The organism is Streptomyces sp. 3211.6, from assembly GCF_003634815.1.
Taxonomy (GTDB): domain Bacteria; phylum Actinomycetota; class Actinomycetes; order Streptomycetales; family Streptomycetaceae; genus Streptomyces; species Streptomyces katrae_A.
In genome coordinates, this window is record NZ_RBXC01000001.1 from 824,574 (window position 1) to 837,651 (window position 13,078).

General features: G+C 74.5%; 11 protein-coding genes and 1 pseudogene. 9 read left to right on the forward strand and 3 right to left on the reverse strand.

Annotated features, from left to right (window positions below):
- Positions 1-8 precede the first annotated feature (8 nt).
- Genes BX286_RS04070 through BX286_RS04085 form a run of 4 tightly spaced genes read left to right on the forward strand, consistent with a single transcriptional unit; the run spans position 9 to position 5,098 of the window.
- Complete coding sequence (locus tag BX286_RS04070) at positions 9-2,039, forward strand: NAD-dependent epimerase/dehydratase family protein (RefSeq protein WP_121014533.1); 2,031 nt, start codon at positions 9-11, stop codon at positions 2,037-2,039.
- Positions 2,036-2,737 (forward strand): PIG-L deacetylase family protein, encoded by a 702-nt coding sequence (locus tag BX286_RS04075; protein WP_079432093.1) that lies wholly within the window; start codon positions 2,036-2,038, stop codon positions 2,735-2,737. The genes BX286_RS04070 and BX286_RS04075 overlap by 4 nt, the downstream gene beginning before the upstream one ends.
- Positions 2,730-3,962: an ATP-grasp domain-containing protein gene (locus tag BX286_RS04080; protein ID WP_079432092.1), complete on the forward strand. Its 1,233-nt coding sequence runs from the start codon at positions 2,730-2,732 to the stop codon at positions 3,960-3,962. The genes BX286_RS04075 and BX286_RS04080 overlap by 8 nt, the downstream gene beginning before the upstream one ends.
- A gap of 56 nt (positions 3,963-4,018) precedes the next feature.
- Positions 4,019-5,098 (forward strand): glycosyltransferase family 2 protein, encoded by a 1,080-nt coding sequence (locus BX286_RS04085; RefSeq protein ID WP_079430866.1) that lies wholly within the window; start codon positions 4,019-4,021, stop codon positions 5,096-5,098.
- Here BX286_RS04085 and BX286_RS04090 read toward each other — a convergent pair.
- Positions 5,063-6,679, reverse strand: a complete 1,617-nt coding sequence (locus tag BX286_RS04090) for a CocE/NonD family hydrolase (protein ID WP_237293181.1) — start codon at positions 6,677-6,679, stop codon at positions 5,063-5,065. The two genes, BX286_RS04085 and BX286_RS04090, sit on opposite strands and share 36 nt — an antisense overlap.
- Before the next feature lie 34 nt (positions 6,680-6,713).
- Between BX286_RS04090 and BX286_RS04095 the strand changes: the two genes are divergently transcribed.
- From BX286_RS04095 to BX286_RS04110, 4 genes are read left to right on the forward strand one after another with little or no spacing between them, the layout of a single operon-like run.
- Positions 6,714-8,234, forward strand: a complete 1,521-nt coding sequence (locus BX286_RS04095) for an AMP-binding protein (protein WP_121014534.1) — start codon at positions 6,714-6,716, stop codon at positions 8,232-8,234.
- A complete protein-coding gene (locus tag BX286_RS04100; protein WP_261993342.1) occupies positions 8,231-9,265 on the forward strand; it encodes a macrolide 2'-phosphotransferase in 1,035 nt (344 codons plus the stop codon). Before BX286_RS04095 ends, BX286_RS04100 begins: the two co-directional genes overlap by 4 nt.
- Positions 9,262-10,149: an alpha/beta fold hydrolase gene (locus BX286_RS04105; RefSeq protein ID WP_121014535.1), complete on the forward strand. Its 888-nt coding sequence runs from the start codon at positions 9,262-9,264 to the stop codon at positions 10,147-10,149. Before BX286_RS04100 ends, BX286_RS04105 begins: the two co-directional genes overlap by 4 nt.
- Positions 10,139-10,936, forward strand: a complete 798-nt coding sequence (locus BX286_RS04110; protein WP_261993343.1) for a nucleoside 2-deoxyribosyltransferase domain-containing protein — start codon at positions 10,139-10,141, stop codon at positions 10,934-10,936. Before BX286_RS04105 ends, BX286_RS04110 begins: the two co-directional genes overlap by 11 nt.
- Here BX286_RS04110 and sta read toward each other — a convergent pair.
- Together sta and BX286_RS04120 are read right to left on the reverse strand one after the other, a co-directional pair.
- Positions 10,912-11,481 (reverse strand): streptothricin N-acetyltransferase STAT, encoded by a 570-nt coding sequence (sta, locus tag BX286_RS04115; protein WP_079430861.1) that lies wholly within the window; start codon positions 11,479-11,481, stop codon positions 10,912-10,914. The genes BX286_RS04110 and sta overlap by 25 nt on opposite strands.
- 86 nt (positions 11,482-11,567) lie before the next feature.
- Positions 11,568-11,732 (reverse strand): annotated as a pseudogene (locus tag BX286_RS04120) (pirin family protein); the annotation flags it as partial.
- 94 nt (positions 11,733-11,826) lie between these two features.
- Here BX286_RS04120 and BX286_RS04125 point away from each other — a divergent pair.
- Complete coding sequence (locus BX286_RS04125; RefSeq protein ID WP_261993344.1) at positions 11,827-12,981, forward strand: tyrosine-type recombinase/integrase; 1,155 nt, start codon at positions 11,827-11,829, stop codon at positions 12,979-12,981.
- The last annotated feature ends 97 nt before the right edge of the window (positions 12,982-13,078 follow it).

A 13,078-nucleotide genomic window follows, 5' to 3' on the forward strand; every position in this document is an offset into this window, starting at 1 on the left:
GAGCACACATGCCTCCCGTACGCCTCGCGATCATCGGGTGCGGCGCCGCCGCCCGCGGCTGCCACCTGCCCGCACTGCCCCCGCTCAAGGGCGACGTCCAGCTGACGGCGCTCGTCGACCGCGACCCGCGCCAGACCGAGGCCGCCCTGGCCCTCTACCGGGAGCTGGGCGGCACCGACGCCGACCGGGTGGTGCTCGCCACCGATCCGGCGGAGGCCGCCGACGCCTTCGACGCCGCCGTGGTCGTCGCCCCGCACACCCTGCACGCGCCGATCGTGCGGGAGCTGCTGGCAGCCGGCAAGCACGTCCTGCTGGAGAAGCCGATGACCACCTCGGTGGAGGACGCCGAGGCGCTGGCCCGGGCCGCCGCCGCCGAGGGCGCTCCGGTGCTCGCCATGGCCCACCCGCGGCGCCTGTTCCCCGCCTATGCCTGGATCAAGCGGCTCATCGACGCCGGCGACCTCGGCGAGGTGGTACGGGTCGACTGGTCGGAGGGCCACCCGTACGCCCACGAGCCGGTGTCCTGGTCGATGTTCGACCGGCGGCTGGCCGGCGGCGGGGTGCTCACCGACACCGCCTCGCACGTCTTCGACACCCTGCTGTGGTGGCTCGGCCCCGACGTCGAGGTGGTCCGCTACGAGGACAACTCCCTCGGCGGGGTGGAGACCGACGCCCGCGCCGAGCTGCGCTTCGGCGCCACCGACGTGCGGTGCGACTTCAGCCGGCTGCGCGACCTCGGGATCAGCTGCACGGTCACCGGCACCCGGGCGACCGCCACCATCGGCACCGACTTCCCGGCCGGGGAGTGCACCCTGGTCACCGCGGACGGAGTGGAGCTGCACCGCGGCGACGTGGACGCCGTCGCCCCGGCCCAGGACGAGTGGGAGCTGCTCTTCACCGAGCAGCTGGCCAACTTCGCCGCCGCCGTGCGCGGCGCCGCACCCGCGCACTCCGGCGCCGAGGACGGGGTACGCGTGGTGAAGCTGATCCAGGAGTGCTACGGCGGCCCGGCCCGCGAGGCTTCCGCGCAGCCGTGGACCACCCGCGGCGGCGACGCGGCCGCCGGTGGCCCGGCGCTCGCCGGCCGTACGGTGGCGGTCACCGGCGCGAGCGGGTTCATCGGTGGCAGGCTGGTCGAGCGGCTCGTCCTCGGCACCGCGGCCCGGGTCCGGCCGGTGGTCCGCGGTTTCGGCCGGGCCGCACGGCTGTCCGTGCTGCCGCAGGACCGGCTGGAGTTCCACCGGGCCGACCTGCTGGACGCCGGCACGCTCCGGGCGGCGTTCGAAGGCTGCGACACCGTGGTCCACTGCGCGTTCGGCAGCTCCGGCGACGAGGCCGGCCGCTGGGCCGCCTCCGTGGAGGGCACGGCGAACGTGCTGGCGGCGGCGCGCGCCGCCGGTGTGCGCCGCGTGGTGCACCTGAGCACGATCGACGTCTACGACCCCGCCGTCACGGGCGTCCTGACCGAGGACTCCCCCGCCCGGCCGGGTGACCCGGCCGACCGTGAGTACGAGCAGCAGAAGCTCGCCGCCGAGCGGCTGGTCGTGGAGGCCCACGGCGACGGCCTGGAGACGGTGGTGCTCCAGCCGGGCGTCGTCCACGGCCCCTGGGGCGGCCAGTGGACCACCGCCCAGCTGCGGCGTCCCGAGGGCGACTTCACGCAGCTTCCGGCGGACGGCGGCGGAGGCGTGTGCAACGCCGTGTACGTCGACGACCTCGCCGAGGCCGTGCTGCTGGCCGTCGACAGCGCGGCGGCCGCCGGCGAACGGTTCCTCGTCGGGCACGCCGAGGAACTGCGCTGGGGCTCCTTCTTCGACGCGGTCCGCGCACTGCGGGGCCTGGGCGGGCCCGCGACGGTGGCGGCGGGCGAGCCGGTTGCCGACTGGGAGCTCGACCTGTACCGCTCGACGGCCCGCGCCGACGTGGGCAAGGCCCGCCGGGTCCTGGGCTACACGGCGCGCACCCCGTTCACCGAGGCCGCGGAACTGACCGGGCAGTGGGCGCGCTGGGCCGGGGAAGCCCCGGAGGCGGGCGCATGACCGGGGTGAGTGACGTCCTGGTGGTCGCGCCGCATCCCGACGACGACGTCATCGGCTGCGGCGGGTCCATCGCCAAGCACGTGCGCGACGGCGCCCGGGTGACGGTGGTCATCGTCATCGGCCGGGAGCGCAGCGCCCTCGACGACGCGGTGAGCGACGCCGAGTTCGCCGCCGAGACGGAGGCCGCCGCCAAGGCCCTGGGCGTGCACCGCTGCATCCGCCTGGACGAGCCCTCACGGGACTTCGCCCTCTCCCGCCGGGTGCACCTGGACCTGGTGCGCGTCCTGCGGCAGGTGCGGCCGCAGGTGGTGTACCTGCCGCACGACAACGACGACGACGTCGAGCACCGCATGGTCCACCAGCTGACCGTCGAGGCGCTGTGGATGGCGCAGTCGGAGTTCTTCCAGGAGACGGGCGGCCGCCCCATGCCGGCGCCGCGGCTGGTGCTCGGCTACGAGGTGTGGGCGCCGATGGCCCGCTTCCAGTACGCCGAGGACATCGACGGGCAGATCGAGACCAAGGTCGAGGCGATGCGCGCGTACGCCTCCCAGCTGCGGCACGCCGCGTGGGACGAGGGCATCCGCGGGCTGGCCCGCTACCGCGGGGCGGTGTCGTCCGGGTCGGGGCACGCGGAGGTGTTCCAGGTGCTCTCCCTGGGTGCCGTACCCGCCGGTCCGGCGGGGGGCGGCCGTGACTGACCGGCTGCTGGTCTGCGGGCTGGGCTCCGGGATGGACCGCTCCCTGACCGAACTGCGTTCGCCCCGCTGGGAACTGGTGGTGGCCACCGACCGGCCCACGGACCGGGCCCGCGCCGCCGCCGACGTCCTGCTCGCCGTCGATCCGAACGACGCGGTGGCGGTGCTCGCGGAGCTGTCGGCGGCCGGCATCGACCGGATCGACGGGGTGTTCTCCCTGGGCGCGGACAACCCGCCGGTGATCAGCACCCTGGCACGGCGCTTCGGCTGCCCGGGGCTGCCGCTGGAGACGGCCCTGGACTGCACGCTCAAGGACCGGCGGCTGCGGATCCTGCGCGCCGCCGGGCTCGACCTGCCGCGGTTCGCCACCGCCGAGAGTGTCGGCGAGGCGGTGCGGGCGGCCGCGGACATCGGGCTGCCGGTGGTCCTCAAGCCCAGCGACCAGACCGGCTCGCTGGGCGTGCTGAAGGCGGAGTCCGCCGGCCAGGTGCGCGCGCTCGCCCAGGAGGCGCTGCGGCTGAGTCCCGGCGGCCGGATCGTGGTCGAGGAGTTCCTGGAGGGCACCGAGCACACGCTGGCGGCCTTCATGGTCGACGGCGCGCTGCACCGCTTCGGGTTCGCCGACCGGGAGTACGGGAACAAGGAGCGGTTCGCCCCGCACTTCTTCGAAGGCGGCGACACCCTGCCCAGCCGGCTGACCGACGAGCAGATCGAGGAGGTCACCGAGACCGTACGGCGCGGCGCCACGGCGCTGCGCCTGGACCCGGCGGTGGTCAACACCGACATCCTGCGCACCCGCGACGGCCGGGTGGTCCTCCTGGAGATCACCTGCCGGCTGACCGGCGCCCGCATCGCCACCGAGGTGATGCGGCTGGCGACGGGGGTGGACCCGCTGCCCAACGTGGTCCGCCTCGCCCTGGGCCGGCCGCTGGACCTGGCGGAGCTCAGGCCCCGGCACAGCCGCGCCGCGGTGCAGCGGTTCCTGCCGGCGGACGGCGGGGTGGTCGAGTGGGCCGGCGACCCGCGGGACGTCGCCCGCCGGGCCGGGGTGCACGACGTGTTCTGGGGCCTGGACCTGCGGCCGGGCACCGTGGTGCCGCCCTACCGCGGCGGGGCCGAGGTCCTGGCCGGGGTGATCGCCCACGCCGAACGCCCGCAGGAGGCCGAGGCCATCGCCGAACGCACCCTGAACTCCCTGCCGCTGCGCTTCAAGGCGGGGACGCAGTGACCGGGCCCGGACCGCGGGCCCACCGTACGCACACGAGCCTGCCGAGGGAGAACGACATGGCCACCGACCTGGTGGACGAGGCGGAGGTCGACAAGGGCATCGCCCGGACCAGTGTGGTCATCGCCCTGCGCGACGACCTGCGCATCGCCGACTGCATCGCCTCGATCGACGAGGACGTCGAGATCGTCCTGGCGCTCAACGGACCGAGCGACGCGGTCCTGAAGCTGATCGCCGAGCACCCCCGCCCGCTGACCGTCACCGAGATCGAGGACGTCGGCAACCTGGGCGCCGCCTACAACGCGGGGGCCGCCGCCACGGACCGCCGGTACCTGCTGCTGATGGACTCCGACTGCACCTTCGCCCCCGGCGTGGTCCGCGCCATGGTCCGCGCGGTGCTCACCGCCCCCGTGGTCAAGGGCCAGGTGGTGTACGGCGAGTCGGAGGGGCTGCTGAGCCGGCTGACCGCGCGGGTACGGGAGTTCGACGAGGGCGACTACGTCAGTGCGCTGTCCCCGCCGCTGATCTACAACCGCGACATCGTCGAGCACATCGGCGGCTACCACTTCGACGAGCTGATCCACTGGTGCGAGGACCGGGAGTTCGACTTCCGGCTCCAGCTGGCGGGCATCCCGGTGGTGTACCTGCCCGAGGCGCGGATCTTCCACGACGCCCAGCACGGCTTCGCCAACATGCGCAGCTACTTCCGCTACGGCGTCGGCGAGGGCATCGCCCAGGAGACCGGCGTCTTCACCACACCGGCGGTGCCGGTGGTGTGGCGGCTGTGGGAGGCGTCGCGGACGCTCCTGCACTGCGCCCGCGCCAAGGGGGTGGGGGCGGCCGCGTACTACGCGCTGCTGAAGGCGGCCTTCCACGTGGGGACCGCCCACCACCTGCTCAACGACCCCTACCGGGTGCGCGAGCGGTACCCCGCCTCCGCCAAGCGGGCGCGGATGGTCCGGTCCATCCCGCAGCACAGCACCAGGCTGACCGGTGCCCAGCTGCGCCGGCTGCGGCGGGCGCACTGGGAGGCGGGCCGGCGGATCGAGAAGGTGGCCGACCTCTCGGTCTTCCACCCGGACGCCGCCGGCCCGCCCGGCCCGTCAGCCGCCGGCCAGGTGCGGCAGCAGCAGGCGTGAGGGGTGGTCGCCGCCGTGGTGGACGGTGTGGCGGGCGGGGACCGGCGGGTGGACGTCGAAGCGCGGTGCGTTGCTGGCCGCGATCTCCAGGCGGATCCGGTGGCCCGCGCGGAACACGTGGCCGACCGCGCCCAGCGCGACGGTGACCTCGACCGGTGCGCCGGGGGCGGGTGCGGTGTCCGCCCCCGGCGCGAGGCGGCGCACGCCGTCGCACAGCAGCTCGGCCCGGCCGTCGGGATGGACGTCGACGAGCTTGCCCGCCACGTCGGCGCCCGCGGCGTCCGGGGTGAGGTACACCGTCAGGACGGTGTCGCCGACGACGGTCAGCGGCTCGGTGAGCTCCTCGCCGGTGAAGCACAGGACGTCGGCGCGGCGTTCGACCTCGCGCTGGTCCAGCGGGCCGCAGTCACCTCCGGTGAACTGGCCGGGCTGGGCGGTGGCGCCGCCCGTGGTGGGCACCGGGTCGGCCGGGTCGTGGCGGAGCCGGTGGGCGCCGGCGGCCGTGGAGGGGCCGGCGGCCGTCAGGCGGTCGCCGGCCAGGTGCAGCACGAGGTCCCGGGTACCGGGGACGGGCCAGTCGGGGACGGTGCGCCAGGTGTCGGCGCCGGTGAGGAACAGCCGCACCGGCTCCGCCACCGTGCCGGACCGCCCGCGCAGATGCCGGTCGAAATGGTCCAGGTGCAGCCCGGTGACGTCGATGCTGCGTTCGTCGGCGGCCAGCCCGTAACGGCGCTGCGGGAAAATGCCGCCCGTGACGCAGTGGGACCAGGGACCGACCACCAGCCGCGAGGATCGTCCGCAGTCCCGAATTCCCCGGTAATTCTCCAGGGCGCCGGCCAGGAATATGTCGTACCAGCCGGTGAGGTGGAGGACCGGGACGTCGATCGCCGGATACGCATCGCGCGGTGCGGCGCGCCGCCAGTACGGGTGGCCGCCCGGGTGCTCACGCCACTGCCGGTAGTACGGGGCCAGCCGGTCGAGCAGGTCCGAGGCGGCGTCCGGGTCGCGGTAGAGCTCGTCGATGCGGTCGACCGCCCGGGCCACCTCCTCCCGCTCGGCTCCCTCCAGTCCGGCCCCGTCCAGCAGCAGGTCGTAGAGCACCCAGTACAGGACGAAGCCCAGCTGGAAGGCGCCGCCCTGGCGGGTCCAGCCCTCGTCGAAGCCCGACCCGGCCACGTGGGGGACGATCGCGCCCAGTCCCGGCGGCTGTTCGGCGGCGGCCAGGAGCGCGGCCATCGCCTCGTAGGAGCGGCCGAACATCCCCGCGGAGCCGTCGCACCACGGCTGGCGCACCGCCCACGCGACGGTGTCGGCCCCGTCCGCGGCCTCGTGCCAGTACGGCTCGAAGGCGCCGCCGGAGCCGAACCGGCCGCGGACGTCCTGCACCAACAGCGCGTAGCCGGCGCGGACCAGGCGCATGCCGTCGACGGAGGCGCCGCCCGGAGCGCCTGATTTCCCGTACGGAGTCCGGCGCACCAGTACCGGGACCGGATCGGCGGTGTCGGGGCGGTAGAGGTCGGCAGTCAATAAGGTGCCGTCGCGCAGGGGTATTTCCAGATCGCATTCCACAAGAATTCGCACCCGCCCATATTCCATCAGGACGAGGAAGTTCACAATGCATCCCGGCAATTCCGGAATTGATTTCCTGGAACCGTTCTTCGAGACGGCCCGTACCGATCCGGCGCGGCCGGCCGTGGTCGACAACGGGCTCGTCGTCGGCTACGGCACGCTCGCCGCCTGGGTGCTGGAGGTGGCCGGCTCCCTCACGCCGCGCACGGACGGGCCCCAGCCGCCGGTCGGGGTGGTCGTGCACCACTCGGTCCGCGACGTGGCCGCCCTGCTGGGCGTCCTCGCGGCGGGCCGCGCGTACGTGCCGCTGGAGGCCGCGCATCCCCGGGCCCGGCTGGAGTCGGTCCTGTCCCGGCTCGGCGTCGAGGAGGCCGTGGCGACGGCCGGCACCGGCTGGCAGCCGCCACTCGCGCGGGTGGTCCGCCCGCGCTGGGCTCCCGCGGCGGCGACGCCCGCCGCCACCGCCGTACGGCCCGACCGCGGCGTCCGGCCCGAGGACCCGGCGTACGTCCTGTTCACCTCGGGCTCCACCGGCGAACCCAAGGGGGTCGTGGTGCCGCACCGGGCGCTGGCCGCCGTGGTGCCGCCGCTGCGCACCCTGTACGGCATCGGGCCGGACGCGACCGTGCTGCACTTCCACGGCGCCGGCGGCGACACGAGCCTGGAGGAGATCCTGCCGGCCCTGACCGGGGGTGCCACCCTGATCCTCGACGAGGCGGCACGCGAGCGCTTCGCCCAGGTCGCCGAGGACCAGGAGGTCACGGTCGCGGTGCTGCCGACCGGCTTCTGGCACGCCCTGGCCGGTGACCTGCTGCACCAGGGGGCCACCCTGCCGCCGTCCCTGCGCACGGTGGTCATCGGCGGCGAGGCGGTGCGCGCCGACATGCTGGAGCGCTGGCACCGGCTCGGCACGGACGGGGTGCGGCTGCTCAACACCTATGGCTCCACCGAGACGGCCCTGGTCACCCACGCCGTGCAGCTCGCCGGACCGGGCGCGCCCGAACTGCCGGACACCGGCGGCGACCTGCCCATCGGGCTGCCCCTGCCGCACGTCGGCCAGCGCGTCGACGACAGCGGCGAGCTGCTGGTGTCCGGGCCCGGCCTGGCCCTCGGCTACCACTCCGCCGCACAGGCCACGGCGGCCCGGTTCCGCGAGGAGGGCGGCGTCCGCTGGTACCGGACCGGGGACCTGGTCACGGTGGCGCCCTCGGGCGCACTGGTCTTCCGCGGCCGCTCCGACCACCAGGTCAAGATCCGGGGCCACCGGGTGGACCTCGTCGAGGTGGAGGGCCTGGTCGGCGGCTGCTCCGGTGTGCTGGAGGCGGCAGCCGTACGGGTCGACCGCGGCGAGCACAGCACCCTCGCTGCCTTCTTCGTCCCGCTGCCGGACCACGACCCCGCCGAGGTGGCCTCCGGTGTGCGGGCCCGGCTCGCGGAGTCGACGGCCCCGCACCTGGTGCCCAGCCTGCTGGTACCGGTCGCGGAGCTGGAGCGCACCCACACCGGCAAGGTCGACCGGACCGCCACGCGGGACCGGTACCTGGCCGCGACGGGAGCGGCCCGGTGAGCCGGCCGGCGGGCGCGCCGACCGGGCGGGGACGGGGCGGGACAGCCGCAGCCGGGGCGGCGGATCCGGCCGTCACGGCGGAAAGGGCGGCCCCGGCTGACCTGACCGGCCTGGGGGGTTCGGCGGACCCGGCGGCCGTGGCCGCGTACGCCTCGCGACGGCTGGGGGTGGCCCTGGACCCGGCGACCGCCCGCGCCGACGACTCGGGCTGGGACTTCCGGGTCCTGCACGTCCGGGCGGCTGACGGCACCTGGTGGATCCTGCGCCGGCCGCGCCGGGCCGAGGCCTCGGCCCGGCTGGCCTTCGAGGGGGCCGTGCTGGCCGCCGCACGCGACCGGATCCCCGTGCCCGTGCCCTACTGGCGCCTGCACACCCCCGGCCTGGTGGCCTACCCGCGCCTGTCCGGTGCCCCGGCCGGCACGGAGGATCCCGAAACCCTGGTCTACAGCTGGTCGGTGGACCCGCTGGCCCACCCCGCCCATTACCTGGAGCCCCTCGCCCGGGCGCTCGTCGCGGTGCACACCACCGCGCTGGAGGGCTCCCCGGCCCTGGCGGCCCGCGCCGGGGCGGACCCCGGCTCCGTCCGCGCGCGCATCGCGGACCGGCTCGACCGCGCCCGCGCCGAACTGCCCCTGCCCGCGGCCGGGGTGCGCCGCTGGCAGGCCTGGCTGGACGACGAACGGCTGTGGCCGGACCGGCTGACGCTCGTCCACGGCGACGTACACCCCGGACACACCCTGGTGGTGCGTCCCCCGTCCGGCCCGCCGGTCCTCTCCGGGCTGCTGGACTGGGCCAACGCCGATGTCGGCGACCCCGCGGCCGACTTCGTGGACATGCTGTACGCGGGCGGGACCGCCGTCCTCGACCGCCTCCTGGCGGCCTACCGGGTGGCGGGCGGCGAGGTGCGTCCCGGCCTGCGGGCGCACGTGCTGGCGCGGGCCTCCTTCCTGTGGGTCCACGTGGCGCTGCGCGGCCTGGACACCGGCCGCCCGGCGTGGACAGAGACGGCGCTGCGCAGGATGACGCCGTGAGGGCCGCGCCGCAGCGGCCCGGGAGGCACGGGCGCAGGACGGGACACACGCCCGCAGGGACGGCGTACACCCTCCACTGTCCGGAGCACGTCCCGCCGGGGACGGCGTACGCCGCGCCGGGGGAAGCGCCGCCGGTGGTCCTGGTCGCGGGCGCCGCAGGCTCCGGGCGGATCTGGGAGCACCATCAGGTGCCCGCGCTGACCTCGGCGGGCCACCGGGTGGTCACCTTCGACCACGGACCGGCGGCCGGAGGTCTGGCGGACCTGGCCGAGCGGCTGCGGGAGCTGCTGGCGTCGCTCGGCGCGCCGCCCTGCCCCCTGGTCGGCCATTCCCTCGGCGCGCTCGCCGTACAGGAACTGCTCCTGACCGAACCGCACCTGGCGGGCGGCGCCCTGCTCGCGGCGACCCGGGGCCGGCCCGACGCGGTGGGCGAGGCGCTGGCGCGCGCCGAGGCCGCGACCGCCGCCGCCGGGACCCGGCTGCCCGCCGAGTACGAGGCCTTCGTACGCCTGGTGCAGAACCTCTCCCCCAGGACCCTCGCCGACGAGGGCGCCGCGGCAGAATGGCTCGACCTGTTCGAAGTCGCCGCGCTGACGGGCCCGTCGGCCGCAGGCCGCACCCCGGCCGGGCCGATCCCCGACCGGCTGGCCGCCTACGGCGGGATCGGCGTGCCCGTCCTGGTCCTGGGCTTCGCCGACGACGTGCTGGCGCCCGCCCCGCTGGGCAGGGAGGTCGCCGCCGCGATCCCCGGCGCCCGCTACGCGCAGCTGCCGGACGCCGGCCACCTCGGGTTCCTGGAACGCCCCGAGGCCTTCAACTCCCTCCTGCTCGACTTCCTCGCCGCCCTGGCCCCGACCGACCCCGGAGCGTCCCGTGTCCCCTGACTCCCCCGCGCCCGCCCCCGCCTCCGCCCCCGTCTCCGTCTCCGTCCCCGTCTCCGTCCCCCCGGAGGTCGTGGTGGTCCATGTCGGAGAGGAACCTCCGCGGTCGTGGACCGCCGCCGTGTACCTGTGCGGCCCGACCCCTGCCGACCCCGCCGAGCCGTCGTGGCGGCCGGACGCCGTCGCCGCCCTGCGGTCCCTGTGGTCCGGCGCCGGGCGCCTGGCCGTGTTCCTGCCCGAGCCGGTGTCCGGCGGCTCCTACCCGGCGTACGCCGACCAGATCGCCTGGGAGGAGGAGGCGATGCGCCGTTGCGACGTCGTCCTGTTCTGGATCCCCCGCGACATGGCGCGGCTGCCGGGCCTGGTGTCGAACGTCAAATGGGGCGCGTGGTGCGGCTCCGGGCGAGCGGTGCTCGGGGCGCCGCCCCGGGCTGAGCGCATGGACTACCTGCTCCACTTCGCCGAGGCCCTGCAGGTCCCGGTGGAGCGGACCCTGGCCGGGGCGGCCGGGGCCGCCCTGCGCACGGTCGGACCGGGGGCCGTACGCGGGGGCGGCGAGCGGGCGGTGCCGCTGACGGTGTGGCGGACGGGCGAGTTCCAGGCCTGGTACGCGGCCCGCCGGGAGGCTGGTGACCGGCTGCTGGACGCGCGTGTCGAGTGGTACGCCCCGGCGCCGGCGCCGGAGGGGGCCGCCGCCTGGCTGCTGACCGTCACGGTGGCGCCGGGCGACGGCCGGGGCCCCGTCGTCAGCCGTCTGCTGGCGGCTCAGGGGCAGGGCATGCTCATGTAGAGCGCGTGCTCGCCTTCGGACTCGGTGCCCTGGTACAGGGCGGTGTCCAGGCCGCAGAAGGAGAAGCCCATCCGCCGGTAGGCGTGGATGGCCGGGGCGTTGACGTTGGTCACCTCCAACCACAGGTGTCCGGCGCCGCGTTCGCGGGCGAAGTCCGCCGCGTGCCGCATCAGCGCACGGCCGATGCCCTTGCCGCGGTGTCCGGGGGCGACCTCGATGTCCTCGATGGTCAGCCGCCGGTTCCACGCCGAGTAGGACACGGCGGCGAAGCCGGCGAGATCGCCGCCGGCGCCGACGGCCACGAACGTACGGCTGTCGGCGTCCTCGCCCTCCGCGCCGTCCTCCCCGTCGCTTCCGCCGTCGTCGGGGAACACCTTCACCAGCGGCGGGTCCACCGGGACCTCACGCAGGGCGAACCCGTCTGCGGTGACGTCCACTTCGAAGACGGTACTGGTGGTGAAGGACCCGTCGAGCCCCTCGATGGCCTCGGCGTCCTCGGGCCGTGCGCTGCGGAATTCGTACGTGCTGCCATGGGTCGTGGTCATGACCCGAGGCTATGACCGACCTGCCCCGGTGAGGTCTGGTTTCAGCCGAATGCACCGCGGGACCCAAGGCCCCAGGAAACAGCAGGTCAACGCACCCTTCCCCGGGGCTTCAGGTGGGTCGGGGGCAGCTCGGGGGATGGAATCGGAGGGCCGTCGTAGCCCTTCACCTCGCCGAAGCGCGTGCCGGTCATCCAGTCCTCGCGGGCCTGGACGATCTCCCCGTGGGACCGGCCGACCCAGTTCCAGAACATCTCGGTGCAACATCGCGTTTCCGCAGGTCAACAGGGTCCCGGATCGCTGACGGTCAGCAAACTGTCAGCATCGGCATCCTAGGAGTCCGCAGCAATGGCGGCCAAGACGCTCGCGCGAGGAATGGGCAGCTACTTCAAGGAGTGCGAGCACTCCCCCTCCCGGTGGGCGAAGTGCCCCCACCCCTACAAGATCCGCTACAGGGACGGCGGCGGGAGGCAAGCCGAGGAGTCGGGGTTCGGCACGCAGGACGAGGCAATCAACCGTTTGACCACTGTCTACAAGGCCAGGAAGGCGACGCCGAGGCAAGACGCGAAGGCCGAGCGCATCGCGAAGTACGGGCCCATGCAGCTCCGGGAGTACACGCGGGAGTGGAAGGACGGCCAGCGACACCTGGCGCCGGCGTCCCTCAGCCACCTGGACTCGCTCCTGCAGCACCACATCTTCCCGGCCCTCGGAAGCCGCAGGATGAGCAGCTTCGACCACAAGGTCGTCGACGGGTTCATCCGCACCATGGAACGGAACGGCGTCGGCCTGGCAGCCCAGTCCAACGCCTACGACAAATTGAAGTCGATCCTCCTCGACGCGCATCGCCTGGGACTCTTTGACGACAACCCGCTCGCCGGAGTCAAGCCTCCCCAGTACGACCCCAAGCGGGCCGTGATCCCCTCCCCTGAGCAGCTCCAGGCCGTGCGCGTCGCAGGCGACGACACCCTCACGCTCGTGGTGGACCTGATGAGCGGCTGCGGCCTCCGCAACGGCGAGGCGGCGGCGGTCAATCTCAGGAACCTCGTGGCCGACGACGTGTACCGCGTGACGGAGCAGGTCAACCAGACCACGAAGGCATACGACCGCCTCAAACACCGGAAGGCCGGCGAGTACCGGGACGTCCCGCTTCCGGCACGGACGAGGCGCACCATCGAGTGGTACGCCGACACGTACGGCAACGTCGACGGCTACCTACTTCGCCACCCCCGTGACCCCACGCGGCCGTTTCAGCCCTACCTGCTGCAGAACCAATGGCAGCGGCTGAAACGACGGGGTGACCTCGACATACCCGACGGCATGGTCATCTACGGCATGCGCCACTTCTTCGCCTCGAACTGCCTGCGGCACAACATCCCGATCACGGACGTGGCCGAGTGGATGGGCCACAACAGCATCGAGATCACGTTCAAGATCTATCGTCACCTCATGCCCGGCTCGATCGGTACCGCGGCCAAGCTCCTGGACCTGGGGCTCACCGCCTGAGCCGAGGTTCGTATCGCCGAAGCCGAGCCGCTGCGGCCGCGCCCGTTCCTGCCCTCCGCTCAAGGCTCGAGATCAGACACGCAGGCTCCGCCCGTCG